This window comes from Desulforamulus putei DSM 12395, assembly GCF_900129195.1.
Classification (GTDB): Bacteria; Bacillota; Desulfotomaculia; order Desulfotomaculales; family Desulfotomaculaceae; genus Desulfotomaculum; species Desulfotomaculum putei.
The window spans coordinates 44,490-69,753 of record NZ_FQUY01000001.1 but is presented as its reverse complement, the minus strand read 5'-3'; the positions used below and the strand labels follow the sequence as shown (position 1 = coordinate 69,753).

Genomic DNA, 25,264 nt, shown 5'->3' with positions numbered 1-25,264 from the left:
ATTTTAACAGTCTTATCATTACATTTTCCCATATAAATCTAAGGGAGGAGAGTATATGGAAAACCGCACTGCAAAGCCAAAAACAGTATCAAGGCGGGGCTTCCTCAAAATGCTTGGGGGCGTAAGCCTGACCGGTGTGGCAGCATCCATTGCCGGCTGCAGCCAGGACCCCGCCGGGGGCAAGGGTTGGCTACCCCAACAGTACCAAGTAGCCAGTTCCTGGCCCGTTCAAGTGAAGGGTCGTATTCCTATTGACCCTAACAACCCTTCCATCGTGCGAGATGACAAAAAGTGCATCTTGTGCGGCCAGTGCATTGAGGCCTGTGAAAGGGTTCAAACGGTTTACGGGTATTACGAAACCCCCATCAAAGATGACATCACCTGTGTAAACTGCGGCCAGTGCACTCTGTGGTGCCCAACCGCCGCCATTACCGAAAGGGATGAGATTGACAAGGTTGTTAGGGCCCTGGAAGACAAAAATCTGCACGTGGTGGTACAAACCGCCCCGGCCACCAGGGTTGCTCTGGGCGAAGAGTTCGGCCTGCCGCCGGGCAGTATTGTAGAAGGAAAACAGGTGGCCGCTCTGAAAAAACTGGGGTTTGACGCTGTGTTTGATACCAACTTTACCGCGGACCTTACCATCATGGAAGAAGGCACTGAACTGGTGCGCCGTGTGGCCGGTGATCTAAAGGGTGTTAAGCCACTGCCCCAGTTTACCTCCTGCAGTCCCGGTTGGGTGAAGTTCTGTGAGTATTTCTATCCTGATCTGCTGGAGCATATGTCTTCCTGTAAATCACCCCAGCAAATGTTAGGCGCTTTGGTAAAGACCTACTACGCCAAAGAAAAGGGCATTGATCCTGAGAAGATCTTCTCCGTCTCCATCATGCCCTGCACCGCCAAAAAGTACGAGTGCAATCGTCCTGAAATGAACGATGCCGGCAAACATGTCGGTAAAGAAAAATTGCGTGATGTGGACGTAGTCCTGACCACCCGTGAATTGGCCCGCTTAATTAAAATGAAGGGAATTGATTTGACCAAACTGGAAGATGCCCAGTATGATCCCCTCATGGGTGAAAGCACCGGGGCCGCTGTTATTTTCGGCGCCACCGGCGGCGTTATGGAAGCGGCCGTGCGTTCCGCTTACTTCTTGATCACCAAACAAAACCCGCCGGAAGCTCTGTTGAACTTAACACCTGTACGCGGCTTGCAGGGTGTTAAAGAAGCATCTTTGGAAATTCCCGGTGTAGGTCAGGTGAATGTGGCCATTTCTCACGGTTTAAGCAACGCCCGTAAGCTTTTAGACCAACTGCGCGAAGATAAGAAACAAGGTAAACCGCCCCGCTATCATTTTATTGAATTTATGAGCTGCCCGGGCGGTTGCATCAGCGGCGGCGGCCAGCCCAGAACTTCCCTGCCCCCGTCTGATCAGGTCCGCCAGGCGCGCCTCAACAGTATTTATCAGATTGACGCAAAGATTTATAAGAAGCGCCTGAGTCATGAAAACCAGGAAGTAGCCATGCTCTATCAAAAGTTTCTTGAGAAACCCAACAGTCATTTAGCGGAAGAACTGCTGCACACCGAATATGTCGATCGCAGCAAGACCTTAACGGCCAAGAAAAACGGTTAAGTCAATGTATTGTAGGAGGTGAAACAGATGGCAAAAGGCGTGTTGGTTGATATTACAAAATGTGTGGGCTGCGGCAGCTGTACGGTGGCCTGCAAACTTTGGAACGATATGAAATTCAGTGAAAAAGAACCCACCATGGGTCCGGAAGCCAAACTCTCCGCTAACAACTGGACGGTGGTTCGTTTTAATGAAGTGAAGAAAGAAAACGGCAAGGTATGGCGTTTTGTCAAAACCCAATGCCTGCATTGTCAGGATGCCGCCTGTGCGTCGGCCTGCTTTGCCAAGGCTTTACAAAAAACCAAAGACGGCCCGGTTATTTATTACCCCCACCTTTGCGTTGGTTGCCGTTATTGCATGATTGCTTGTCCCTTTAATGTTCCTAAATACGAATGGGATAAGACATTCCCGCTGGTATCCAAGTGCCAGATGTGTTCCACCAAAGTGGCAAAAGGGGAGGCTCCGGCCTGCGTTTCCGTCTGCCCCGCCGGTGTATTTAAATACGGTGAGCGGGATGAAATACTGAAGGAAGCCAAGGCTACCATCGCCAGGGACAGCAAGTACGTGCAAGAAGTTTATGGCGAGAAACAAGCCGGCGGCACTTCCTGGCTGTATATTTCTGACGTACCCTTTGAGCAGCTTGGCTTTAATACAAAGATCAGCAGTGTTCCCGTTTCTACCTACTCCCATAACTTCCTGAAGTACACCCCTGTGGTGGCTGTCAGCTGGGGTATCATTTTAACCGGACTTTATCATTACACCAAGCGGCGCAATGAAATCTCCAAGGACTCCGGTAAGAACGTTAAATTGTAAGGGAATGATCTGTTTTATTAAGAATAATTATTAGGGGGGAAACACATGACGGCTCAAGGTTGGAGTTTTCGAATGACTCCCATTCGCAAGTTATTAATTCTCCTGGCCGCCCTTTGCCTCGGTGTTGTCGTATTCCGTTTAGTAACAGGGCTGGGTACGGTTACCAATTTAAATGACGACTGGCCATGGGGCCTGTGGATCGGCTTTGACGTACTGACCGGTGTGGCCTTAGCCGGTGGCGGTTATTTTACGGCAATTATCGTTCATGTACTGCACAGAGATAAATATCTTCCCATTGCCCGCGCCGCAATGCTTACCTCTCTGCTGGGCTACCTGCTGGTGATGGCCGGGCTTTTCCTGGATATCGGTCAATGGTTTAATTTCTGGCGTCCCTTTGTTTCCTGGGGTCATACCTCAGTGCTGTTTGAAGTTTTCTGGTGTGTATCCTGCTATACCACCGTGCAAGTCCTCGAATTTGGTGAAATCTTTACAGAAAGAGTAGGCAAGAAATGGCATAACGCTTTCAAGACTGCTATGCCCTTCCTGCTGATTATCGGTATTATCTTCCCTACCCTGCACCAATCTTCCCTGGGCGGACTGTACCTGGTGGCTGTTAATAAACTCTATCCCCTGTGGTGGTCAACGCTGATCCCCTACTTCTTCCTGATTTCTTCTTTCTTTGTAGGTCCCGCCATGATCTGTGTGGAATCTACCCTGGCCGGCAATGCTTACAACCACAAGGTGCCGGTGGAGGTTCTGCGGGGCCTGGCCAGAATCGGCGGCTGGTTTATGATTCTCTACCTGATTCTCAAAATTTTCGACTTATCCAACCGTAATGTCTGGAACCTGGTATTCGCTGGGAACCTGGAGGCCAACTTGTTCCTGCTGGAACTGGTCCTGGGCGTGATTGTGCCGATTCTCATCGTGTTCAGCGGCATGAGCGCTTCCCGCTCCGGCCTGTTCATCTACGGCCTGCTGGTAAGCGGCGGAGTTATTCTCAACCGTATGAACGTTGTCTTCACCGGTATGTCCGGGTCTGCCGGCGCCTCTTACTTCCCCTCCATTTGGGAATGGGCCGTCAGCATCGGCCTAGTCTCCATCGGTGTTCTGGCCTATTGCTTTATCGTGGAGAACTTTAGAATCCTCGGGCATGACGAGCATCATGCCTAAACAAAAAGCAGCCTACCCGGGCTGCTTTTTTTTATTCTTGTCCTGTGAGCAGTACCTGCTTCATCCTTTCCATCATACTGCCACCAAAGACGTTGCCTTCTCCGGCCCGGTGGGCCAGGGGACCATAGCCGAAGCCGGCCGCCACTTCCGTTAAAATTACCTTTAATGCCTTTATTCTTCTGCGGTAAAATTCCTCGTGATCCACCTCTTGTTCTGAGATCCCCAATTTTCTTCTTAACAGGTCAGGCCCGTACAACAAGGGCATCATGATTTGAGATATGTTTTTGTTCATCCAAACCTGACTGTTTAACCGGGTGGTGGCGTAGTTGATTAATTCCAAATACAAATCCGACAGCTCATAGAATTTTTGACAATCCGCATCATTGAACCATTCTTCTACGGTCCAGGTTTTTTCACTTTTATGACCCAGGCAGAAATCCATCTTTTCTACGATGAAAATCCGCTCCACTTTTGTGCCGTCCGGTTCAAAACGTACCGCCCGGCCAATGGGATACGTTCTGCAGTTGCGGGAACGCACAGGATAAATCTCACACCGCCCGTCCTCCAGCATAAAAATACAGGGACCGTCCTCGGCATGTTTCAGTATTACATAGGGCCACTTCAATTCATGGCTAAGGTCAACTTTGCAGTACTGCGCCAAAAACTGCTGTCCCGGCATTCCCAGGTGCCGGGCCATTATTTCGATATCCCAGGGGTCTAAAAGTATGGTAATGCTGTTGCAGCATCGACCCATACAGGCTGCCTTGCATGCAAAGGCAAACCGGTGATCCAGCGATATACCCGGCAGCGATCCGTCATCCAGCCTTTTCATAAGGTCTTGTTTATAGTGATAAGACATCGTAAAACTCCCTTCGCTGCAGCTAGACTGCCCTTATTCAAACCTGGTTTATTATTTCGACACGACAAAAACAATACCTTGTGAAAAAGTTAATAAAGCGAAAACAATAAATCTTTTAACAGGTCATTTTAAAATATTCTCAATTGTTATACTAATCTTTCTAGTTTAACTAACGTAGTTATCGCTGTTCCTAATTGAATTTTATGATATAGTACAGTAAAAGATTAGTGAACAAAATCACAAGAGGGTGGTATGATGATCAAAGGATGGAAAATTCAGTTGTGTAAATTAATTGCATTCCCAGCCTGGATCCCCATTGCTGCTTCCTGCATTTTAATGGCACTGGTAAGCTGTTGTTCCTGGCTGTTTCTCGCTGCTCCCGGAAAGTTCTTGGGAGGCTTTTTTTCCGCTGCCTCTCCAGCCCTGGCACAGAGAAAAATATTAAGCGTCAAATCCAATACCACTGATCTTTAAGATGAATTAATAAATTCATAAGCACTCAGGGACTGCTAAAAAATACTTCCATAAAATCCTCTGAAAAAGGGTTCCTCAAAATACTTTTTACTTTTCTGAAGGGACATCATAAAAAATATAGAATTACTTAAAGCAAATCCTTAAAAACTTTGAAAGGGTGTACCAAATGGAAGAAAATAAAGAATTTGAGCTAAACCTGTCCGAGGAAACCTTAAAACTGCTGGAGGATTATGCTGCAGAAAAGGGCACAACGCCGGAAGATGTTGCGGAATACATCATTTACGAGTTCCTGCGCAATCAAATTCATGTTATAGAGAAGCGCTCCCAGGAGACCGGTGTGCCGGTCAATGAACTGGTCAGTATGCAGTTTGGCAGGATTTTAAATTATCTTAGAGATCAAAAACACTAACCAAAAACTCCCAAAAGGGGTCAGACCCCTTTTGGGAAGTTCCTGCTGAAGATTTTTGCTTTCTCCTCATCAAACAAATCTTCAATTTCTTCAAAGCCTAAACTTTTTAGTAAGGCCAATACATACCTGTTATCCGCAGGAGTCAAACTGGCTGCCTCTTCTCCGTAGCGGTTTACAAATTCTGTCCCCTGTGCGGGATCAATTAAAACGTGGGGGCCGCCCACACAGCCGCCCACACAGCCCATACCTTCGTAAAAATTGGCGTTAATCTTGCCATCCAGGGCATCCTGCAGCATCTGCTTGCATTCTTTTACCCCGTGGGCCTGCACGGCTTTAATTTGAATCTCTTTGTCCGGCCTGATTCTCTTTAAGGTATCGGCCACCGCCTTGCTGACACCGCCGGTCCTGGCATAAATTCGGCCGCCGGTGGAGGAATGCTCCTTTTCATCTGCCTCCATCTCCGCCGGGTTAATGCCCACGGCCTCAAATATCTGCTTCAATTCCTTAAAGGTAATCACCACGTCCACAGCGTCTCGCACATCCGGTTCCTTGGCCTCGGCTTTTTTGGCGATGCAGGGCCCGATAAAGACCACCTTGGCATCAGGATGTAATTTTTTTACAGCGCGGCCGCAAGCAACCATAGGAGAAACCGATGGAGTGATATGAGGCGCCAGCTTGGTATATACCTTTTTCACCATAGACACCCACATGGGACAGCACATGCTGGTCAGCACAAAGTCCCCTTCCTTCTGTACATGGGCATCAAACTCCAGGGCTTCCCGAAAGGTTAAAATATCCGCAAACAGGGCCACTTCCACCATGCCATAAAACCCCAGCCTTTTGAGAGCCGCCCTCACCTGGCCGGGTGTCACTGCCGGCCCAAACTGCCCGATAAAAGACGGCGCTATGATAGCATACACGGGCACTTTGCGGTTTTTTAACACTTCCACCAGGGGGATGAATTCCTTTTTGTCTACCAGGCAATCGTGTTTACAAACTCCCACGCATTGCCCGCAATCTGAACAGAGACTGCCTTTAATAATCACATTGCCGTTTTCATCCCTCTCAATGGCCTCCATCAGGCAGGAAACCTGGCAGCCCTCCTCCTCGCAGCCGCAACTGCATTCCTTAACTTTAAAAACAACCTTCCCCGGATCACCGCCGCCGGTGGCATAATGGATGTATTGCTCCACATCCCCGTTTCCCTGTTTTTTCAGTTTCTCAATGCCTTCATCCAACTTACCTTCATAGGCGGATTTTACCAGGTCTTTAAAAATCTGATCGTACGTTAATTTTACCACTGTTTCCTCCCAATAAACTATTTTCAACTATTTTGCCACTTAAAGCAAAGGACTATGACGAAACATTCAAAGGCCCTTAAAGTATTATTTAACCTCCGACCAAAACTGGTGGAACAAATGCAGAGTGAATCCACCAGTGTGAAAGAAAGGGCGGCCTTGGCCACCCTTCGCTTAACTGTTACTTTTTTGCCTTTCGGTTTGCTTTCTTGGACTTACTGCCGGACCCCATTTCAGTTGAGTCCTTTCTTTTTGACTCCCCTTGAACTGTTATTCCTTTTTTGGCATTAATCAGCATAACGCCACTCTTGTATAAGAAATATAACAGGGCCATCCACGAGGTCACCTGGTGAAGTACCGCCAGCATGGTCATGAACCAGGTGGTTTGTTTGTGCAGACCAATGGCATAGCCAAACCACAGGCATAAAGCCCCTATGGACAACCGCCAGGCCAGGAGAATCCATTTTAGTTCATCTTCAGATATATTGCCCTGTTCCCACTGCCACTGAACCAGGCCAAATAATAAAGTAAGAATAATAAAAATAACCGTAAAGGTTAATCGTTTGTTTCTGATCTCCCTGGCCAGACTGTTCAAGGTAAAACTCACTCCAACCTACCGGATTATTCTTCCATTATAGCACAGAACCACGGCAACCGGATATATATTCTAATGATTGTACAGTCCTGTATCTAATTTTTCCCTCCATTCACAACCGGTTAAGCCCTGGTTTTCATGAATAATGTTCAGGTACTCCTTGGCTGTTCGATTGGCAAACTTGAGGTTGTTGGCCACTACAGCAAGAAACAACAGGGCATGCATATAGTAAGCGCCGGTGAGTTTCTCATGCCATTTATCCACAAAGTCGCTCATTTCCTGCCAGAAAGCATCATCCACAGGGTAACATTTGGCAGGCTCCCCATCAAACAAGGCCTTTCGCAGTTCCACATTTAACCTGGCAAAATCCCTGTTACCATGCTGCAGCATGGCCAGAATGGCCTCAAATTCAGGGCTGATCTCAGGGTTTCCCATTTGTTGACGCCAGGCAATACGATCCATTGTAGTGTCATAAATATCCTTGCTCTTGTGGTAAAGGTTGGCATTAAAATCAATGTATTTTTCAATCAGCTGGTCCTGCCAGGGATAGGGCGTCTTATCCTGGCCCAATTGTTCTTTCCATAGTTCGAGGTACAAGCGGCTTTCGTTGAGGAGGTTTTTCACTTCCTGCCGTTTTTGCCGATACTCTTCATCGGGCATTAATTTCAGTTGTATAAATCCTTCTACCAGCGTGCAGAAAAACTCCGCTGTAACATCATTTAACTTCTGTAAACTGTGGATCAAACGGTCCCGGTAATGCGGTGGCGCAACCAGCCCGTTGACCACCATCCCAACACCCAATCCTATAAAAATCACCAAACTCCGGTAAAGGGCTTCGGAGAGGAACGCTTCCTCCGGTGAACTTAAGATAATTACCATCGGAACCAGGGCCATTACTACGTCACCAAAGCCCAGTTTTAGTGTCAACCAGATCACCAGAGGAGTTGCCACTCCCATAGCCAGCGGACCCGGCGCCCAGAGATAACCCAGAATTAGCCCAACAGCAAGCCCCAAAATATGCACGTTGATTTGTTCAATGGCATTTCTCAGGGATCTGCTCAGGGAGGGCTGTACATTAATAATGGCGGTTACCGCCGCCACCACGGCATTCAGGTTGAATCTATGGGCCAAATAGAAAGACAGCGATACAGCTATGGCCGTCTTAATCATCCTGGCCCCAAAGGGCATCTTTAATCTTAATCTCTTCAGCCTTGCCATCCTTATCTCCTTTTATAGACCACTTTCACCGGGGTGTAACCCCACTGTTGCCGCACTCTCCCCTGCCACGTAACCGGATGACCAGGCCCATTGCAGGTTGTAGCCACCGCAGTCCCCGTCAATGTCCATGATTTCACCTGCAAAAAACAATCCCGGTACAATTTTGGATTCCATGGTCCGGGGATTAATATCCCTTACATCAATGCCGCCGGCAGTGACCTGGGCAGCGGTCCAGGTATTGGTGCCTGTCACCTCAAAACGCCAGTCCTGCAGGATCTCAACGATTTTTTCCCGTTCCGTAGCAGTAACCTCCGCCACTTTTTTATGAACATCCTGGATACCTGCCTGTTTTAACAGGACCGGGGCCAGTTGTTTGTTAATAAAGCCTACGAAACTAAAGGCCAGGGTTTTGGTAGGGTTCGCCTGAAAACGCTTCTTGATATACTCTGCCAATTCATCCCTGGATAAGTGATTGATGATGCTCACCTTAAGCCAAACCCTTTGATTTTTCTGTAACCACCGGGCTGCGGTGCGGCTGAGATCAAAGATTGGCGGGCCGGAGATGCCGTACTCGGTAAAGAGAATCTCTCCCCGGGCTCGGGCCATCACTTTATTGTTGACAATGATCTCTGCCCCCCCGTCAAATTTAATGCCTTTAATTTGTTTGAGAAAGGGCTCTGCCAGCTTCAACTGAACAAGGGACGGAAAGGGCTCAACAATGCGATGACCCAGTTTTTCAGCCAGTTGATAACCACTGCCTGTGGAACCAAGGTTGGGAGCGGCTTTTCCCCCGGTGGCCAGGATAATTCTGTGGCCAAAATACCGCCGCCCGCCCTTTACCAGTACTTCAAAACCGTTTTTTATCTTTTTGATGTCTTTAACCTCTGCCTCAACCACAGTATCCACTCCCAGTTCCTCCAGCTCGTACCTTAGTACGTCTAACACACTGGAGGCCTGGTTAGAAAAGGGAAAAACCTTTCCTTTGTCTTCGACCTTATGGGAGATGCCTAACTGCTCAAAAAATTCAATGGTTTGCATATTGTTAAACCTGTTTAAAGCAGCGAAGGCAAATTTGGGATTGCTGCCATGAAAGTGTGAAATATGCATATCAATATTTGTGAGATTACATCTGCCGTTACCGGTGGTCAGAATCTTTTTCCCCACCCTCTGGTTCTTCTCCAGGACAGTAACATTTGCCCCGTGCCGGCCGGCCACAATGGCTGCCAATAATCCCGCTGCCCCGCCACCTACTACAATAACCTTTGGTCTTATTGCTTTAGTCATAGATGCCATCTCCCAGTGGCTTAAATTTGGCTGCCACGGCCTCAGCCACCCGTATACCGTCGACGGCCGCCGAGACGATTCCCCCTGCATAACCGGCGCCTTCACCGGCGGGATAAAAACCGGTAATATTGGACTCCCGCTTTTCATTTCGTTCGATCCGGATCGGTGAAGAACTCCTGGTTTCCACGCCGGTGAGAACCGCATCCGGCAGGGCAAAACCCTTTAATTTTTTATCAAAATCCAGGATGGCTTCTTTTAATGTCTCCACCACGTAGTGAGGAAGACAGTGTTTAAGTTCTGCCAGGGTAACAGCTTTACGATAGGAGGGCTCAACCTGACCTATGACCCGGGAAGGTCTGTCTTGCAAGAAATCACCCACCAGTTGTGCCGGCGCGTTATAATTGCTGCCGGCCAATTCAAAGGCCATCCTTTCCCACTGCCGCTGAAACTCCACCCCCGCCAGCGGGTGGTCACTGCCGAAGTCATCCGGTGTCACCCCCACCAGCAAGGCACTGTTGGCATTTTTGGCGTTCCTGGCGTGTTCACTCATGCCATTGGTAACCACCCCGCCCGCTTCGGAGGCCGCTGCCACCACAACGCCGCCCGGACACATGCAAAAGGTGTAGGCGGATCGCCCGTTGGGCGAGTGATAGGATAATTTGTATTCTGCCGGCCCCAGCTTGGGATGGCGGGCAAACTGCTTATACTGTACCCGGTCGATTAATTCCTGGGGATGTTCGATTCTTACGCCAATGGAAAAGGCTTTGGGAGACATTTTAACCCCTTTGTTGTAGAGCATGGCAAAAGTATCCCGGGCACTGTGTCCAATGGCCAGAATCACCGCTTCTGTATCAATCTTTGCCTGGTCATTAACAACCACACCGGCAACAGCGCCCTGCTCCACTAAAAGATCCGTTACTTTGGCATTAAAACAAACCTCGCCGCCGAGACTGATGATGCGCTGCCGGATGTTTTTTACCACGTCACGTAAAATATCGGTGCCCACATGGGGTTTGTGGGAATACAGGATCTCGGGCGGGGCGCCGGCCGCCACCATTTCCTCCAGCACCTTGCGGCAGCGGAGGTCCCGAATTAATGTAGTCAGTTTACCATCTGAAAAGGTACCGGCGCCCCCTTCCCCAAACTGGACATTGCACTCGGTATCCAGCTTACCGGTGGTCCAGAAGGTTTTTACTGCTTCGGTTCGCCGGTCCACATCGGCCCCCCTTTCCAACAGCAGGGGACGGTAACCCATGGTCGCTAAAATTAAACCGGCAAACAAACCGGCAGGGCCCGTGCCAATAATAACGGGCCGGTTTTTTAACGATACCGCACCGGGTTTCACATATTCATACTTAAGATTGGGAGTCAGTGTAACATCTTTGTCTCCGGCAAACTTATTTAAAATTTTATTTTCATTCACCACCAAGGCATCCACCGTGTAAACAAAGTAGATCATGTCTTTCTTTCTGGCATCAACAGACCGTTTGAAAATGTTATATTCAATTAAATCCTTTTCCTTTATTTTCAGTTTAGCCAGCAGACCCTTCTTAATGTCTGACTCGTCCTGATCCAGGGTTAATTTGATTCCTGAGACTCTAATCATGCTGCCAATTCCTTTCCACCGTTATCTACCATAATTTTACACAAAACTACCAAATACAATTCTCTGCTGGATGAATAATAGTATAGTTTTTCTAGACTCCCTGGTTTGTTCCTGCTAAATCTGTAAACTTGAAAAACCTGTCACTCCTACAAACCGGATCATGGCCTGTTCTATTATTTTTTCCTTAATTAATATGATTATTTAGAACTATTTGACAACCATGTTGTGCTATAACTGTTTTTGGAATATAATTCATATATAGTTAGTTAATTAAGGAGGTGACATAAATGGAAAAATTCTGTGAAAAAATCAACGAAGAAATTACCATTGAACCTAAAATGGACTATGAGACCGGGCAAAAACAAGTCGGATGGTTATTCTTCACCTGTTACAACTTTTACAGAAAATGTAAAGGCGCCTGTCCTCAACAGGAACACCTGATTAAAGATAAAAAATAACGATATTAAATTTTAAAAAGGACTTATAAAAAACCAGGGCCGACGGCACACACAACTCCGGCCTTGGTTTTGTTTGTTTTGTCTTTTATCGCTTCATGTTTTTTTATAACAGGCGTATTATAAAATGTAACACAGTGATTTGGTGATCTGGTAAAATCAATTGACGGCAAGTTTTTAGAAAGAAGTGATTTTATTTGGGTGAGTGCAATACAAATCCAGGTCAGGAATATATGGTATATATGCTTGAATGTTCCGACGGATGTCTTTATACCGGTATCACCAATGATTTAAAGCGCCGGTTGGCAATGCACCGGCAGGGAAAGGCCAGCAAATTTACCCGTGGCAGGTTGCCGGTAAAGCTGGTCTATTTCGAGGCAGGGTATACAAAGGGCCAGGCCCTGTCCCGGGAGAAGGTAATCAAAGGAATGACCAGGGCTCGCAAACTGCAATTGACGCAAAGTTTTGAACCCTAAACATGAGCCGCCCTGCCGGGCGGCTCTACTGAAAAATTTATGTCTTTTATGATTTGTTTTTATTCCCATCCCTTACCCTTTTACTGCCTTGAACAAATAGGCAGCCTCACTAAGTTCCACGATTTCCAAGCAGGTGAAGCCTTGCTGTTGCATTACTTGCATCAATGCCTCAGCTTTTAACCGATGCTCCAAAGGCGGCCCCATCTCCGTGAAGGTGTTGTTCCATTCGACAATGCCAATTCCCGCGCCCCGGCGCAGGACTCGCCGGCATTCCTTCAGCATGGCCCCCAGGTCGGGTATTTCATGGGCTACCATGACCATGGTTACACAGTCCACACTTTCTGCCGGTAAACTGATGTGGTCGGGAGGGGTCAGAACCCAGGCGATATGATGCAGGTTGTTTTGCCTGCTCCGGGCTAAAGCCTCCACCAGCATGGCCTCCTGAATATCCAGCCCAAAAACAAATCCACGGGGACCTACTTTTTGGGCCGCCGGTAAAGTGAGGTAACCAATGCCGCAGCCTAAATCCAGAACCACTTCCCCTTCCTTTAGCTGTAAGAGTTCAATGATTTTATCGGGAGGAATAATTTCCTTTCTGCGCGGGTTGTCTAATTTTGCCATTTTCTTGGCATCAAATACATGTGTCACAGGTTCACCGCCTTTATTGTTTTCTAAAACCGGAACAGCTGGCAAAATGCTAGCGGCTCTGGTTTTCCGTCAACGTATTGGATAGAAACCCCGCTTGTGGTTTATACTTTGTAACATTATTATTATACAACATGATTATTTTTTAATGGCAATCAACATCCACGTCATATTATAATAAAAAACGCCGCCCTTTTTCCGCCAGGAAAAATGGCCGGCAACATAGCGTTGATATTCAAAAATGATTTTTCTGTGCCATAGCTCGTACTCCTAAGGTAATAATCTGCAGTCCTATCCCGGGGCGGTCCTGGTGGTTTCCCACGACCGCTACTTTTTAGATAAAGTTGCCGGCAAAATTATAGAACTGGAGTTTGGTACTGCCAAAACCTATAAAACCAATTATTCCGGCTTTATCGACCTCAAGGCCCGGCAGCAGGAAGCCCTGCTTAAACAAGCAGCAGGAAGAAATAGACCGGGCCCAGGATTTTATTCAACGCAATATGGTTCGGGCTGCCACCGCCAAAAGTGCCCGGAGCCGTCTGAAGGCGCTGGAGAAAATGGAATCAGTGGAAGCTCCGGCGCCCAAACAAAAACAGATCCATTTTTCCTTTGACATCAACGGAAGAAGACCGGGAGAAAAAGGCGCCGCTCAAACCCCAACCGGGGAAACAGCATTATCTTGCGAGCAAAGAGCAGCAAAGGCAGGAAAGAAAGCGGCAAAAGAGAATAGAAGAACTGGAGAGCCTCATCAGCCGCGAAGAGGATATCCTTTCTATAGAAGGAGAACTGGCTAAACCGGAAATTTCACGGGACTATACCGCTTATTTAAAACTGAGTGAGGAATTAAATCAAAGGAAAGCCGATCTGGATCATTATCTGGAAGAGTGGGTACATTTGACGGAAGAGGCATGATGAAAAACAGATCCAAAAAGGGACAGGTCCGTGGTCTGTCCCTTTTACACCAAACCGATTGACAAAGCAAGCGTTATTCTTCGGCTGATTTTTTCATTTTCTCAATGGCCTGCTGGTTGGAAATGACCATTTGTGCGATATCTTTGGCAGACTGGGAAGACCTCTCGGCCAGTTTTCTTACTTCCTGAGCCACCACCGCAAAGGTGCGGCCATGGTCCCCTGCCCTGGCCGCCTCAATAGAGGCGTTCAGGGACAGCATGTTGGTCTGCTCGGCAATGTCGTCAATGATCTCAGCCACCGAACCAATGTCCTGCTGGAAGGAGATTAATTGCTGCAGTTGATCCAGAATATAGTTTTCAATGGCCAGCTGCATATCCAGGTTCAGCCTTTTTAAAAAGGCCACCAAGGCCTCGGCGTAGGCTTCGGCACAGCTGCCGTGATGGTTAGCCAGGATACGCTGGATTTCTGCGTTATAAATTTGATAGGACCCCAAATACCATTTGGGATACAGTCCGATTTGCTGGTGTTTCTTGCCGATGGCCAGCCTTCTTGCAATGTACTCTTCGTCAATGGGATCGCACAGGGAAATAAAATATTGCTTCTGCGTCTCTTTTAAACGGTCCACGGTGCTGTATTTGGCAATCAGTTCCTTCAGGTAGGGGAAATTCAGCACATGTCTATAAAAGTTATCCACCGTCCGGTCCGCTTCCCTGGTGAACAGGTCCTTATGAGCGACCATAATCTGCACTTCTCGCTCCGTGATATCCAAATAGGCCAGTTGGGCCTGCCGTTTGGCCAGCTTAATTGCCTGGTTCGCCAATTCGCTCAACCCGCATCCCCCTTCAGGTTGTAATAGGTTATATGGCAATAATTCTCCATTTAACCCGTTATTCCTTTGACATTTTTAGGGAGATTATTTTTTATACATTTTTCCTTTCCCTGGTCGCCGGGCCTGTAGTAGATCACGCCCTGCAGTTCATCGGGCATATATTGCTGTTCCACATAATGACCCGGGTAGTCATGGGGATATTTGTAGCCGGTATGCCCCAATTCCCTGGCGCCCCGGTAATGGGTGTCTCTTAGGTGAGGCGGCACGCTGCCGATGGGCTTCTTTTTAATGTCCTCCAGGGCTTTATCAATGGCACAGATAACACTGTTACTTTTGGGGGCAGTGGCCAGATAAATAATACACTGGGCAATGGGGATGCGGGCTTCGGGCATGCCGACGGTTTCCAGGGCGTTCCATGCCGCATGGGCCATCAGCATGGCCTGGGGATCGGCCATACCGATATCTTCGGATGCATGAACAATTAACCGGCGAACAATAAAACGCTGATCTTCTCCCGCCGCTGTCATGCGGGCGTAATAATGGAGCGCCGCGTCCGGGTCTGAGCCCCGGATACTCTTTATAAAAGCGGATATTACATCATAATGGTTGTCGCCTGATTTATCATAGCGGATGTATCTTTGCTGGGTGGAGTCCTCCGCCACCTCCAGGGTAATGTGCCGGAAACCGTCTTGGGCCGGGGCGGTTGATAAAACAGCAAGCTCCAAAGCATTTAAAACATTTCGGGCGTCCCCGCCGGAAATATTGATGAAGTGCTGTACGGCTTCCTCATCCAGCTTTACTTTGTACATCCCTAAACCCTTTTCTTCGTCTGCCAGGGCACGCTGAATAAGTCGGCGCAAGTCCTCTTCACGATGCTCTGTCAACCGGAAAATGCGCGACCGGCTTAACAGCGCACCGTTCAGCTCAAAATAGGGGTTTTCTGTGGTGGCCCCGATCAGGATGACTTCTCCCTTCTCCACCGCTTCCAACAAACAGTCCTGCTGGGCCCCTCGTTTTAAAGAATGAATTTCATCTATAAAAAAGATGGTCCTTTTGCCATAGTAGTTCAAGTTATCTCTGGCCCTTTGAATCTCGGTCCTGATTTCAGCGACCCCAGCCGATACGGCATTAATTTTAACAAAATTGGCAGCGGTCATTTCTGATATAATGGTAGCCAGTGTGGTTTTGCCGGTCCCCGGCGGGCCGTAGAGTATGATGGATCCCAACTTGTCCGCTTCAATGGCCCGGCGCAGCAATTTGCCCTTGCCCACGATATGTTCCTGCCCGATAAAGTCATCCAGGTTCCGTGGGCGCATCCTTTCAGCCAGGGGCGCCGCCTGCAAGCTCATTCTGGATGAACTGAATAAATCCATACATTCACCTCAAAAACAATATATATAGAAACTACAGTTCCATCTTATCAAATACCGTCTGCGCTGTAAATTTTTAACCCTCCGCTTCAATAACTTAATAACTCAGGTACCAAGTGCCATTATTTGACTACACAAGGCTGATTATGTATCGTACAATAAAGTTTAGAATACTAAAAATATAAGCCGGTGAGGATATGTCAAATCTTTTTTTTACATTTACTCATTTTATCAATCGTAATGTAATAAGGGTTTTAGTTAGTGTAATCTGTTTTTCCACCTTGTTTGGTTACCTTTATCCCGGTGTGGGGCGTGTGCTGCAGCCCTTCTCCCCGGCCTGCCTGTTCGTTATGCTTTACCCGATGATGATTGGCCTGGAGTTCGCCGAACTAAAACAGGCTTTGACACGCTTTAAAGTCATTGCCTTGGCCATTGGGGTTAACTTTACCATCTCCCCCCTGCTGGCTTTTCTGCTGGCCAATACCTTTTTGTCTTCCTACCCTGAATTTGCCGTGGGACTCATTTTAATCGGTACGGTTCCCTGTGCCGGTATGGTGGTAACCTGGACCGGCATGTCCCGGGGCAGCGTTCCGGTGGCTCTGCTGGTAACGACCTTAAGTTACCTGACGGGGATTTTTTTGATCCCATTCTGGATGACGCTGCTGGCAGGGAAATACGTGCCTATCGACCCGTTGGGGATGATGAAAACGGTGGTTTCCATTATTGTGATCCCCATGCTGCTGGGGACAATAACCCGTTCTATTATATTAAAAAAATATGGCCGGGAATTCTTTCTACAGATCAAACCGAATTTCCCGGCGGTTTCTTCCCTTGGTATGTACGTGTTATTTTTTATTTCGTTATCCGCCCAATCACGCCAACTGGTACAGCACCCCGATTATCTCTTAAAACTGATTGTACCGGCTTTATTCTTTTACCCGACACTTTTCGCCCTTTCAGCCGGGCTGTCGCGCCTGCTGAACCTGGGTTACCAGGACATGGCAGCCGTCTCCTTCAGCATTGCCGGGAAAAACCTGGCCATCTCGCTGGCCATTGCGGTGCTGTTCTTCTCTCCCCTTACAGTGGTGGTGGTGGCCATCATGCCCCTGGTGCAGGTCATCTTTATGGCCACTTATTACAAGCTATCGCACCGGATCCAGATCCTTTGGTCCGGCCTGCCCTATAAACAAGCAAATTAAAACGTATTGTATTCAATTTTAACCTGTCATCTTACATCCTTGAAAAGGCAAAAAAACACCCCGGCAGAGAGGGGTGTTTTTTGTGAAAGGCGCTATGCCTCAGATTTTTTAGCCGCCTTGGTCATGGTGATACCGAGACCTACGCAGATGTAGTAGATGGCGAAACCGTACCAGATGGTGTAGACCAGGTAGAAGACCAGCATGAAGGTCATCACACCTTTATTGTCTTTGACAAACTTAGTCTCAACACCGTAGTAGTTGTAGGCCGGCTCGATAACCTTCTTCTGGAAGGTTTGCAGGTAAATGGATTCCTTAAACTGCTGCTTCTTTTCTAATTCCTTGGCGATGGACTTGGTGATGCTGTACCACCGGTTGGTGGCATCCCTGGGATCAGTGTTGTATTTGGCCTGCACAACATCGCCTTTATTCTCATACATGGCCTTGCAGTCTTCTGAAATGTTGGCCAGCAGTTTGCCAAGGTCGGTCTTGAGGGCGATTTTCTCCTTATCCACCATTATTTCAGCGCCGTCCACCTTTTGCAGGGCAGCTGACCATCTCCCGGCCTGGGCTTCGTCCTTGCACTTCAGGTTCACCTCAATGGCGGTGCCGTTCCATTTTTCAGCTTTTTTGATTTCACCAAAAACAACGGCCTGGGCGGAACCCTTGGAGATAGAGTTAAACATGTCATCGGCAAACTCCAGCCCGTTTCTGCCGTTGCCGAAGGACGGGCTCATCATATAGACGTAGATCCCGCAGAAGGATAGCAACATGAGGATGCCGATCCAAAAGGCTTTGCTGTCTCTTATCATTAATGGCCCACTCCTTTCCCTTCCGTTACGACGGTATTTGCGGTTTCCGCTCGCAAGGCAGGAATGCCGCGGATAAAGCTGATGATGATCCAGCCTGCGAAGAGGATGACCAACCCGAAGAAGATCCAGGCGCCGATATCAGCCAGTAATTTGCCGGTTTCGGGAGTCATTTTAATATAGCCCATTTGAGCCATTTTCTCCGGCAGGGCAAAGGCTCTGTTTACGAAGCCGGCCAGGATGGCGATGGCGTAAAAGGCTCTGATGTAGATGCCGGGAACCACCTTGGTGGTGGCTGCGCCGATTTGGATCCCCAGCAGGGAGCCCACCAGCATCCCCATGGCCAGGGTGTAGAAGATGTAGCCGTAGATGGCGTACTGGGCGATGGAGCTGTAACCGGCGGTGAAGATAATCTGCAGGATATCGGTACCCACGGTGGTGAAGGAGGATACGCCCAGGCCGTAGACAAACATCGGGAAGGTTACGAAGCCGCCGCCCACGCCCATGATGGCGGCCAGGAAACCGGTGACGCAGCCGCACAGCGCTACGAACCAACCGGAAATCTTACGTCCGCCGGGGGTGATGTCTTCGTCGAACTTAATCATGGGGGCCAGGTTAATGCTCTGCAGTTTGATGGCCAATTTGGTCATCCCGATGGGGCCGCCGTGGGCATCTCCTTTGGCTGCTTTGGCCACTTTACCCCTGGTGGTAATAAAGTCATACAGGGAGTAGAAGCCCAGGAAACCTAAGATAACCACGTAAACGGTACTGATCACAAAGTCGCTTAAGACAGGGTTGGCGTTAAACAGGGCCCGGTTCAGGGTACCGCCGCCGGTGACCCCGATGCCGGAACCGATCAGGAAGGCAATGACCAGAGATACGTTGACGTTGCCAAGTTTTTTGTGAATGACGGTACCCATGATGGCCTTGGCAAAAATGTGGAACTGGTCGGTACCTACAGCCAGGATCCCTTTCACGCCTAGGCTCATCAGAGCAGGGGTGATAACGAAACCGCCGCCGGCACCGATACAACCGGTAATTAAGCCGGCGCAAACACCTACGGCCATGGAACCGTAGAACATAAAGGGTGTAAAGTGCGACGGTCCAAAGGCGCTTTTGCCTCCCAGGAAGGACGGCAGATCAGCGGCATGGCCGATAGCCGGGATTATCAAGGGCAGCATCATGATGAATAAAATGAGCAAATGTTTTCTGCTTCTGATAATGTTGTTGGACATTTCCAGTTCCCATCTGGCGTGGGCCCTGGAGGCGCTCATCAGAGCTTCATACAATCCCCTCATGCGGGCAACCCCCTTCAGTCTGTTTTAGGTAAAAAAGGTGCTTACATTTAAACGTTCAGCCTGCTGTGATGACAAAAAAATCAATAAATTCTGATCAAAGCCTATTGATTATTGCCAAATACGATGTTAAAATTAATTTTGAAAAGAGGAAATTTGTATTGACAAAATTAATTTATTTGGATCTCACCCCCTTGCTGTGGTATTTTGTCTGCCACGGCTATCTGTTTTTTAATAATCTCCAGGACAACATGCCCTGAGATTATTTCCGGTGAGTAATGATAGTCTGCAAACATATTGATGGGCGGGATATTCAACTGATCGGTTAAGACATCAAACCGGTCAGTTTTTAGTTTGACGTTGTTAATCATCTGCCCCTGTTTTAGTTTTTCTCCTGGAAGGACCCAGGTTGTTTTAGCCACAGATTGTGTTTTTTCTTTGAGCGCTTCCTCTTTGACCCGGTAATCAAAGGTTTGGCCGGCTTCATTAAATTGGTAAGCCACCAAGTCCTGGCAATGATTGGCTTTAATTACTGCATCCGCTCTTTTTCTGACCTGTGTCTCTTTATTTAATTTGCCCAGCAGAATATCTGCCCTGATATTTTCCAGCCCTGCAAAAACCTTGGCCAGATTCGCTTTAATTTCTTTAATCTCCGCCTCATCCTTTTGTTCTGACCGGATGGTATGAAAGAATATTTTACCTTCATAAACCGCCCGGCCTTGTGACATTAAGGACAAGTCAGCTTCTTTGGGGATCTCCCGGGCTTGCTTTGCCACCGGATATGGAGCAGAACTTTCGTCCAGGCAGTTTTTCCCGTCCAGGACAACAATATTTCCTGTTAAATAGCCGGTCAGGCGGTTAATCAGCAGATTCATTTTTTCCGACATCAGATTGTCGTCTTCCACAACCTCAAAGTCAACAGGATTGCTTTCTTCATCACAAGCCAGCAGAAGTGTAAATAATTTCCTGTAATTCTGTGCTGAATAAATGCTGCCGGCCATATCTACATCATAGGAATGTCCTTGAAAAACACTGCTGACCATGTGAATATAGACAGGTTTGTGGATGTTCTCCCCCTGGGAGATCTCCGGCAGTCTCGCCTTAATCAAGGGAATCCGGGTTGGTTCTTCTCCCAGACTTCTTAATGCATTGTAGAATTGTATGCTGTTGGCCTCTGCCAATCCCGTTTGCCTGCAGAACTCATGAACTGGCATCTTCATTTCCGAAGCAAGCATTGACTTAATAATCAGCGCTTCTATAATTTGACAGGTCTGCTGCCGGTGGATTACGTTGCGCAGTTCCTGTATGATTCTTGTTTTATACAAAAGATCCTTGAGCCCGGGGATCTGAGGTGTTATTTCACTGCCATCCAAATTTTTATGATCCTGTGTTGCAATTTCTTTGTAGAGCTTTTTTAAACTGATGATCAAATCATTGATCCGGCCGGGCGAAAGGTTTTCAATGCTGCCGAAGTTCGCCACTACACGCTGTTTCACTTTACCGTTGGCACGGTAATTTTCTATAAGCTTGATATAGACATATTCTTTATCGTTTTTCCTGGTAGTGATTTTGCGAAAAAACACGCCTTCACCCCCAATCCTTTTTAATAAATAATTTGTATTTTAATGCTTATATTTTTTGTGTAATAATATTTAAACTCCTTGCTTTTTGTCTCTTAACTTTGCGCAAATAGTAGCAAATAGGTTTTATTATTGCAAGTACTTTTTTGCACAAAAATAAAAAAATTCCAGGCATATAGATTTTTATCTCTACAAAAAAACGCTTCAGACCAGAAAATTACTGATCTGACATATATAATTTGTCATTTGTCTTTTCTTAAAAAAAGACATTTTTACCCCTTTCTGTAAGATGTCCATACTTTCCGGCGCATGTTAACAGGTTATTTATTTGGTGTAAGACTCATAAAAAGCATTGACAAAAATAGAAAATGCTATCTAAGATTATCAGGCTTACTACCAACAAAAAACACCCCGGTCGGGGTGTTTTTTGTTATGCTTCTTGCTTTTTAGCGGATTTACTCATGGTAATGCCCAGTCCCTGGCACAGGTAGTAGATGGCGAAGCCATACCACAGTGTGTAGATCAGGTAGAACACCATCATAAAGGTCATCACACCGCTGTTGTCCCTGACCTTCTTGGCTTCTACCCCGTAGTAGTTGTAGGAAGGCTCAATAACTTTTTTCTGGAACTGGGTGATGGCAACGGACTCTTTAAACCTCTCCTGCTTTTCCAATTCTTTTACAATGGCCTTGGTAATGCTGTACCAGCGGTTGGTGGCATCCCTGGGGTCGGTACCGTATTTTTGCTGTACGGCATCGCCGTTATTATCATACATATTGGAACAGTCTTCGGAGATGTTGGCCAGTAACTTGCCCAGGTCGGCCTTGACTTTAACGTTTTGCCCATCAACGCTGACCTGTGAACCCTCCACCTTTTGTAAAGCCCTGGACCACCTGTCGGCCTGCGCCTCATCTTTACACTTTAAAACAACCTCAATTTCAGTGCCGTTCCACTTATCGATCTTTTTAACTTCACCTTGTATTACATCATAAACAGAACCCTTGGAAATGGAGTTGAACATATCATCGGCAAACTCCAACCCGTTTCTGCCGTTGCCGAAGGACGGGCTCATCATATAAGCGTAAATGCCCAGGAAAGACACCATCATAACGAGCCCGATAAAAAAGGCTTTGCTGTCTCTTATCATTAATGGCTCACTCCTTTCCCGCCGGATGCCATGGCGCCTTTGGCAGTTTCAGCCCTCAGGGTGGGAATACCCTTGATAAAGCTCAGGGTGATCCAGCCGGCGAACAGAATGACCAAACCAAAGAAGATCCAGGCTCCAATATCCGCAAGGAGTTTACCGGTAGCTGCATCCATTTGAATATAGCCCATCTGCACCATTTTTTCCGGGAGGGCAAAGGCCCTGTTCACAAAGCCGGCCAGAATGGCAATGGCATAAAAGGCACGGATGTAGATACCGGAAACCACCTTGGTGGTGGCTGCGCCGATTTGAATCCCCAGCAGGGAACCCACCAGCATACCCATGGCCAGGGTATAGAAGATGTAACCGTAGATGGCGTACTGGGCGATGGAACTGTAACCGGCGGTAAAGATAATCTGCAGAATATCGGTACCAACGGTGGTGAAGGAGGATACGCCCAAACCGTAAACAAACATCGGGAAGGTCAGGAAGCCGCCGCCCACGCCCATGATGGCTGCGGCAAAACCAACAACGGCGCCGCAAATAGCCACAAACCAGCCGGAAATCTTACGACCGCCGGGCGTGATGTCTTCGTCAAACTTCACCATGGGGGCCAGGTTGATGCTTTGTAATTTAACAGCCAGCTTTGTCATACCCACCGGACCGCCGTGGGCATCCCCGCCGGTCTGGTGTCTGGTCTTGAAGAAATCATACAGGGAGTAAAAGCCCAGGAAACCTAACATAACGACGTAAACCAGACTGATGACAAAGTCGCTTAAGACAGGGTTGGCGTTAAACAGCGCCCGGTTCAGGGTACCGCCGGCGGTAACACCCACACCGGAACCCACCAGGAAGGCAATGGCCAGAGGAACGTTTACGTTGCCCAGTTTTTTGTGAATAACAGTACCCATAATGGCCTTGGCAAAAATATGGAACTGGTCGGTACCCACCGCCAGGATCCCCTTGACACCCAGGCTCATCAGGGCAGGAGTGATTACAAAACCACCGCCGGCGCCGATGCAGCCGGTAATCAGACCGGCACAGATACCCACAGCCATAGATCCGTAGAACATGGTGGGGTTATAGTGAGACGGTCCGAAGGCGCTCTTACCGCCGATGAAGGAAGGCAAATTTGCTGCATGACCAATGGCCGGAATAATCAGAGGAAGCATCATAATTGCTAATATCAGTAAGTGTTTTCTGTTTCTGATAATGTTATTGGACATTTCCAGTTCCCATTTGGCGTGGGCCCTGGATGCGGACATTAAGGCTTCATACAATCCGCGCATTTGGGCAACCCCCTTTAATCAAGTCTTCATAAGGCGCTTAAGGTTAAAATTTTCTCTTAAAGTAGTGACAAAAATTTTCTAAATTGTTTGCCCCAACGTATTGAATGTTCACTGCGAAGGTGCTAAAATCAAAGTGAAAAAGAGTCAATTTGTATTGACAAAATCAGATTTTTTATATCTCACCCCCTTGATACGGTGTGTTCATTGCGTTAAGGATTTGGGTTTTAAGAATCTCAAGCTGTATATGGCCTGAGATGATTTCCGGTGAATAATGGTAGTCTACATATAAATTGATAGGCGGTATGTTTAACTGGTCAGTTATCAAACGAAACCGATCTGTATTGACATGCAGCCCATTGTCAAACTGCAGTTCCGCAACACCGGCGTCGGAAATGACCCAGGTGGTAACAAACTTGGCTTGCTTCTTTTGGTTCAGGTTTTCTTCATTAATGCTGTAACTGAAGGACTGGTCACTCTCATTAAAGCTATAGGTAACCAAACCCTCACACTGGTTGGATTTAATAACACTGTCAGCTTTCTTGCGCACATTGGACTCCTTGGTTAATTTCCCCAGTAAAACATCTGCTTTGATGGTCTCCAATCCGGCAGAGACCCTGGCCAGTTTTGCTTTGATCTCCTTGATCTTTCCTTCACTTAGCTGACTGTACCTGACAACCTGAAAGAATAAGTTGTTATCCTTCAGCACACTACCCTCCTTCAGTGATGCCAGGATTTCCCCGGGTACCACCGGTACGGGTTTTGCCACCGGTAAGACGGTGTTGTTGAGCAGATTTTCTTCATCCAAAACAATCATGATTTCAGACAATTGATTTTTCAACCTTTTAACCAGAACATTCAACTGCCCCGGGACGTCCCGTGACTCCTCCGCATATTCAAAATCAACGGGAACGCCCTGGCAGTCGCAGGCCACCAGCAGAAAAATTTCTTTCCGGTAACTCTGCGGCATAAAAATATTCCCCGTCATATCAACGTCAAAGGAATTTCCTTCAAATATACTTTTAAAAATATGGATGATGCCGACTTTGTGAATGTTATCATTACCACCGGCAGCAGGAAGCCTGCTCTCCAGCAAAATGTCCTTTGCTTTGTCCTGGCCCAATACTTTCATCACGTTATAGAACTGCAGGCTGGTTGCTTCAATGAGTCCCATGTTTTTACAAACCTCTTGCACAGGCTTGTTGATTTCTCCCGCTGTCAAAGATTTAATGGTTAGCGCCTCTGCTACGCCGTAGGCTTGCTCTCCAAACAGTTGAACCATAGCCCGCTTAAGTGGGGAGTTATTTAAATACCTTCTGATTTCATTGGCCTGTGAAGTGACGTTCACAGAAGTCCCGGGATCCTTTGCCTGGGTTTCAATTTCATTGTGTAGTTTTCTCAAACTGGCAATCAAGTAATTAATCCGTTCGGCGGACAGGTTTTCCACACTGCCAAAATTGGCAATAACCCGTTGTTTGACCTTCCCGTCTTGACGGTAGTTCTCAATCAATTTCACATAGACATACTCTTTGCCGTTTTTCTTGGTGGTTATCTTGCGAAAAAACACAACCTTCACCCCCCAGACCCAGTGCTAAATATAATCCAATTGATTGACGACTCGGCTTTCACAGAAAACAGTTTTTTTATGACAATTGTATATAAATAAATTATTGCAATCACTATAAATTTTTATCGGGGAGACATTCTTTGTCATCTTCCATTTGCGGTTATGCTATCAAAAGGTTTTTTTGATTTCAAGTACTTTTTTACACTGAAACAAAAAATCTTTTTCTTTATCTGCGCTTTATCATTACAAGTTTGGCCGTAAATGCGGATTATTTATGCAGTGACAATATATTTTTGTCATTACCTCTTTCGGTATAAAAAGATATACTTTTATGTAGTAAAAACCCCTTA

General features: G+C 47.3%; 26 protein-coding genes. 10 read left to right on the top strand and 16 right to left on the bottom strand.

Annotation, left to right across the window (positions count from 1 at the left end):
* Window positions 1-55: 55 nt before the first annotated feature.
* The 3 genes from BUB67_RS00275 to nrfD are packed head-to-tail and all read left to right on the top strand — an operon-like array spanning window position 56 to window position 3,607.
* Window positions 56-1,627: a [FeFe] hydrogenase, group A gene (locus BUB67_RS00275; protein ID WP_073233929.1), complete on the top strand. Its 1,572-nt coding sequence runs from the start codon at window positions 56-58 to the stop codon at window positions 1,625-1,627.
* Window positions 1,628-1,654: 27 nt separating this feature from the next.
* Window positions 1,655-2,437: a 4Fe-4S dicluster domain-containing protein gene (locus BUB67_RS00270; protein WP_073233926.1), complete on the top strand. Its 783-nt coding sequence runs from the start codon at window positions 1,655-1,657 to the stop codon at window positions 2,435-2,437.
* Window positions 2,438-2,482: 45 nt separating this feature from the next.
* Window positions 2,483-3,607: an NrfD/PsrC family molybdoenzyme membrane anchor subunit gene (gene nrfD, locus BUB67_RS00265; RefSeq protein WP_073233923.1), complete on the top strand. Its 1,125-nt coding sequence runs from the start codon at window positions 2,483-2,485 to the stop codon at window positions 3,605-3,607.
* 31 nt (window positions 3,608-3,638) lie between these two features.
* On the opposite strand, the gene BUB67_RS00260 is transcribed toward nrfD, so the two are convergent.
* Window positions 3,639-4,466 (bottom strand): YkgJ family cysteine cluster protein, encoded by an 828-nt coding sequence (locus BUB67_RS00260; RefSeq protein WP_073233920.1) that lies wholly within the window; start codon window positions 4,464-4,466, stop codon window positions 3,639-3,641.
* A 275-nt stretch (window positions 4,467-4,741) separates the two neighbouring features.
* Window positions 4,742-4,918 carry a hypothetical protein gene (locus tag BUB67_RS16300; RefSeq protein ID WP_159431796.1) on the bottom strand — a complete coding sequence of 59 codons (177 nt, stop codon included), beginning with the start codon at window positions 4,916-4,918 and terminating at the stop codon, window positions 4,742-4,744.
* Window positions 4,919-5,106: 188 nt separating this feature from the next.
* Between BUB67_RS16300 and BUB67_RS00250 the strand changes: the two genes are divergently transcribed.
* Window positions 5,107-5,349, top strand: a complete 243-nt coding sequence (locus tag BUB67_RS00250) for a hypothetical protein (RefSeq protein WP_073233914.1) — start codon at window positions 5,107-5,109, stop codon at window positions 5,347-5,349.
* Window positions 5,350-5,369: 20 nt separating this feature from the next.
* On the opposite strand, the gene BUB67_RS00245 is transcribed toward BUB67_RS00250, so the two are convergent.
* The 5 genes from BUB67_RS00245 to BUB67_RS00225 form a co-directional block, all read right to left on the bottom strand.
* The gene (locus BUB67_RS00245; protein WP_073235013.1) at window positions 5,370-6,650 is read right to left on the bottom strand and encodes a [Fe-Fe] hydrogenase large subunit C-terminal domain-containing protein; all 1,281 of its coding nucleotides are present in this window, start codon (window positions 6,648-6,650) and stop codon (window positions 5,370-5,372) included.
* Window positions 6,651-6,828: 178 nt separating this feature from the next.
* Window positions 6,829-7,254, bottom strand: a complete 426-nt coding sequence (locus tag BUB67_RS00240; RefSeq protein WP_238456896.1) for a hypothetical protein — start codon at window positions 7,252-7,254, stop codon at window positions 6,829-6,831.
* 60 nt (window positions 7,255-7,314) lie between these two features.
* The gene (locus tag BUB67_RS00235; RefSeq protein ID WP_073233908.1) at window positions 7,315-8,460 is read right to left on the bottom strand and encodes an FUSC family protein; all 1,146 of its coding nucleotides are present in this window, start codon (window positions 8,458-8,460) and stop codon (window positions 7,315-7,317) included.
* Between the two features lie 12 nt (window positions 8,461-8,472).
* On the bottom strand, window positions 8,473-9,744 hold the full coding sequence (locus BUB67_RS00230; protein ID WP_073233905.1) for a BaiN/RdsA family NAD(P)/FAD-dependent oxidoreductase: 1,272 nt from the start codon (window positions 9,742-9,744) through the stop codon (window positions 8,473-8,475).
* Entirely contained in the window at window positions 9,737-11,350 is a 1,614-nt protein-coding gene (locus BUB67_RS00225; protein WP_073233902.1) for an NAD(P)/FAD-dependent oxidoreductase, read from the bottom strand. Before BUB67_RS00225 ends, BUB67_RS00230 begins: the two co-directional genes overlap by 8 nt.
* Window positions 11,351-11,637: 287 nt before the next feature.
* On the opposite strand from BUB67_RS00225, the gene BUB67_RS16515 reads away from it, so the two are divergent.
* Window positions 11,638-11,808 (top strand): hypothetical protein, encoded by a 171-nt coding sequence (locus tag BUB67_RS16515; RefSeq protein WP_200798093.1) that lies wholly within the window; start codon window positions 11,638-11,640, stop codon window positions 11,806-11,808.
* A 239-nt stretch (window positions 11,809-12,047) separates the two neighbouring features.
* Complete coding sequence (locus tag BUB67_RS00220; protein WP_238456895.1) at window positions 12,048-12,281, top strand: GIY-YIG nuclease family protein; 234 nt, start codon at window positions 12,048-12,050, stop codon at window positions 12,279-12,281.
* A 72-nt stretch (window positions 12,282-12,353) separates the two neighbouring features.
* Here BUB67_RS00220 and BUB67_RS00215 read toward each other — a convergent pair whose 3' ends face one another.
* On the bottom strand, window positions 12,354-12,929 hold the full coding sequence (locus BUB67_RS00215) for a class I SAM-dependent methyltransferase (RefSeq protein WP_073233899.1): 576 nt from the start codon (window positions 12,927-12,929) through the stop codon (window positions 12,354-12,356).
* A gap of 307 nt (window positions 12,930-13,236) precedes the next feature.
* Between BUB67_RS00215 and BUB67_RS16760 the strand changes: the two genes are divergently transcribed.
* From BUB67_RS16760 to BUB67_RS17095, 3 genes are read left to right on the top strand one after another with little or no spacing between them, the layout of a single operon-like run.
* Window positions 13,237-13,539: a hypothetical protein gene (locus tag BUB67_RS16760; protein WP_073233896.1), complete on the top strand. Its 303-nt coding sequence runs from the start codon at window positions 13,237-13,239 to the stop codon at window positions 13,537-13,539.
* Window positions 13,427-13,720 (top strand): hypothetical protein, encoded by a 294-nt coding sequence (locus BUB67_RS17100; protein ID WP_274377208.1) that lies wholly within the window; start codon window positions 13,427-13,429, stop codon window positions 13,718-13,720. Before BUB67_RS16760 ends, BUB67_RS17100 begins: the two co-directional genes overlap by 113 nt.
* Window positions 13,653-13,838, top strand: coding sequence for an ABC transporter C-terminal domain-containing protein (locus tag BUB67_RS17095; protein WP_274377214.1), 186 nt, complete (start codon window positions 13,653-13,655; stop codon window positions 13,836-13,838). Before BUB67_RS17100 ends, BUB67_RS17095 begins: the two co-directional genes overlap by 68 nt.
* Before the next feature lie 73 nt (window positions 13,839-13,911).
* Here the strand turns inward: BUB67_RS17095 and BUB67_RS17090 are convergent, their stop codons facing one another.
* Window positions 13,912-14,667 (bottom strand): globin-coupled sensor protein, encoded by a 756-nt coding sequence (locus tag BUB67_RS17090; RefSeq protein ID WP_073233890.1) that lies wholly within the window; start codon window positions 14,665-14,667, stop codon window positions 13,912-13,914.
* A 50-nt stretch (window positions 14,668-14,717) separates the two neighbouring features.
* Complete coding sequence (locus tag BUB67_RS00195) at window positions 14,718-16,040, bottom strand: replication-associated recombination protein A (RefSeq protein ID WP_073233888.1); 1,323 nt, start codon at window positions 16,038-16,040, stop codon at window positions 14,718-14,720.
* Window positions 16,041-16,234: 194 nt separating this feature from the next.
* On the opposite strand from BUB67_RS00195, the gene BUB67_RS00190 reads away from it, so the two are divergent.
* The gene (locus BUB67_RS00190; protein WP_073233886.1) at window positions 16,235-17,236 is read left to right on the top strand and encodes an arsenic resistance protein; all 1,002 of its coding nucleotides are present in this window, start codon (window positions 16,235-16,237) and stop codon (window positions 17,234-17,236) included.
* Window positions 17,237-17,328: 92 nt separating this feature from the next.
* On the opposite strand, the gene BUB67_RS00185 is transcribed toward BUB67_RS00190, so the two are convergent.
* The 6 genes from BUB67_RS00185 to BUB67_RS00160 all read right to left on the bottom strand — a co-directional run bounded on the left by BUB67_RS00185 (window position 17,329) and on the right by BUB67_RS00160 (window position 24,914).
* On the bottom strand, window positions 17,329-18,045 hold the full coding sequence (locus BUB67_RS00185; RefSeq protein WP_073233884.1) for a hypothetical protein: 717 nt from the start codon (window positions 18,043-18,045) through the stop codon (window positions 17,329-17,331).
* Entirely contained in the window at window positions 18,045-19,340 is a 1,296-nt protein-coding gene (locus BUB67_RS00180; protein WP_073233882.1) for a sulfite exporter TauE/SafE family protein, read from the bottom strand. The genes BUB67_RS00185 and BUB67_RS00180 overlap by 1 nt, the downstream gene beginning before the upstream one ends.
* A gap of 167 nt (window positions 19,341-19,507) precedes the next feature.
* Entirely contained in the window at window positions 19,508-20,920 is a 1,413-nt protein-coding gene (locus tag BUB67_RS00175) for a hypothetical protein (RefSeq protein WP_073233877.1), read from the bottom strand.
* 427 nt (window positions 20,921-21,347) lie between these two features.
* On the bottom strand, window positions 21,348-22,064 hold the full coding sequence (locus tag BUB67_RS00170) for a hypothetical protein (RefSeq protein WP_073233872.1): 717 nt from the start codon (window positions 22,062-22,064) through the stop codon (window positions 21,348-21,350).
* The gene (locus tag BUB67_RS00165; RefSeq protein WP_073233869.1) at window positions 22,064-23,350 is read right to left on the bottom strand and encodes a sulfite exporter TauE/SafE family protein; all 1,287 of its coding nucleotides are present in this window, start codon (window positions 23,348-23,350) and stop codon (window positions 22,064-22,066) included. Before BUB67_RS00165 ends, BUB67_RS00170 begins: the two co-directional genes overlap by 1 nt.
* Before the next feature lie 172 nt (window positions 23,351-23,522).
* On the bottom strand, window positions 23,523-24,914 hold the full coding sequence (locus tag BUB67_RS00160; protein WP_073233866.1) for a hypothetical protein: 1,392 nt from the start codon (window positions 24,912-24,914) through the stop codon (window positions 23,523-23,525).
* Window positions 24,915-25,264 lie beyond the last annotated feature (350 nt).

Coding starts and splice junctions, on each gene's coding strand:
- BUB67_RS00275 (WP_073233929.1), top strand. CDS start 56: ATGGAAAACCGCACTGCAAAGCCAAAAACAGTATCAAGGCGGGGCTTC.
- BUB67_RS00270 (WP_073233926.1), top strand. CDS start 1,655: ATGGCAAAAGGCGTGTTGGTTGATATTACAAAATGTGTGGGCTGCGGC.
- nrfD (WP_073233923.1), top strand. CDS start 2,483: ATGACGGCTCAAGGTTGGAGTTTTCGAATGACTCCCATTCGCAAGTTA.
- BUB67_RS00260 (WP_073233920.1), bottom strand. CDS start 4,466: ATGTCTTATCACTATAAACAAGACCTTATGAAAAGGCTGGATGACGGA.
- BUB67_RS00250 (WP_073233914.1), top strand. CDS start 5,107: ATGGAAGAAAATAAAGAATTTGAGCTAAACCTGTCCGAGGAAACCTTA.
- BUB67_RS00235 (WP_073233908.1), bottom strand. CDS start 8,460: ATGGCAAGGCTGAAGAGATTAAGATTAAAGATGCCCTTTGGGGCCAGG.
- BUB67_RS00230 (WP_073233905.1), bottom strand. CDS start 9,744: ATGACTAAAGCAATAAGACCAAAGGTTATTGTAGTAGGTGGCGGGGCA.
- BUB67_RS00225 (WP_073233902.1), bottom strand. CDS start 11,350: ATGATTAGAGTCTCAGGAATCAAATTAACCCTGGATCAGGACGAGTCA.
- BUB67_RS16515 (WP_200798093.1), top strand. CDS start 11,638: ATGGAAAAATTCTGTGAAAAAATCAACGAAGAAATTACCATTGAACCT.
- BUB67_RS00220 (WP_238456895.1), top strand. CDS start 12,048: ATGCTTGAATGTTCCGACGGATGTCTTTATACCGGTATCACCAATGAT.
- BUB67_RS17100 (WP_274377208.1), top strand. CDS start 13,427: ATGGTTCGGGCTGCCACCGCCAAAAGTGCCCGGAGCCGTCTGAAGGCG.
- BUB67_RS00195 (WP_073233888.1), bottom strand. CDS start 16,040: ATGGATTTATTCAGTTCATCCAGAATGAGCTTGCAGGCGGCGCCCCTG.
- BUB67_RS00190 (WP_073233886.1), top strand. CDS start 16,235: ATGTCAAATCTTTTTTTTACATTTACTCATTTTATCAATCGTAATGTA.
- BUB67_RS00185 (WP_073233884.1), bottom strand. CDS start 18,045: ATGATAAGAGACAGCAAAGCCTTTTGGATCGGCATCCTCATGTTGCTA.
- BUB67_RS00180 (WP_073233882.1), bottom strand. CDS start 19,340: ATGAGGGGATTGTATGAAGCTCTGATGAGCGCCTCCAGGGCCCACGCC.
- BUB67_RS00170 (WP_073233872.1), bottom strand. CDS start 22,064: ATGATAAGAGACAGCAAAGCCTTTTTTATCGGGCTCGTTATGATGGTG.
- BUB67_RS00165 (WP_073233869.1), bottom strand. CDS start 23,350: ATGCGCGGATTGTATGAAGCCTTAATGTCCGCATCCAGGGCCCACGCC.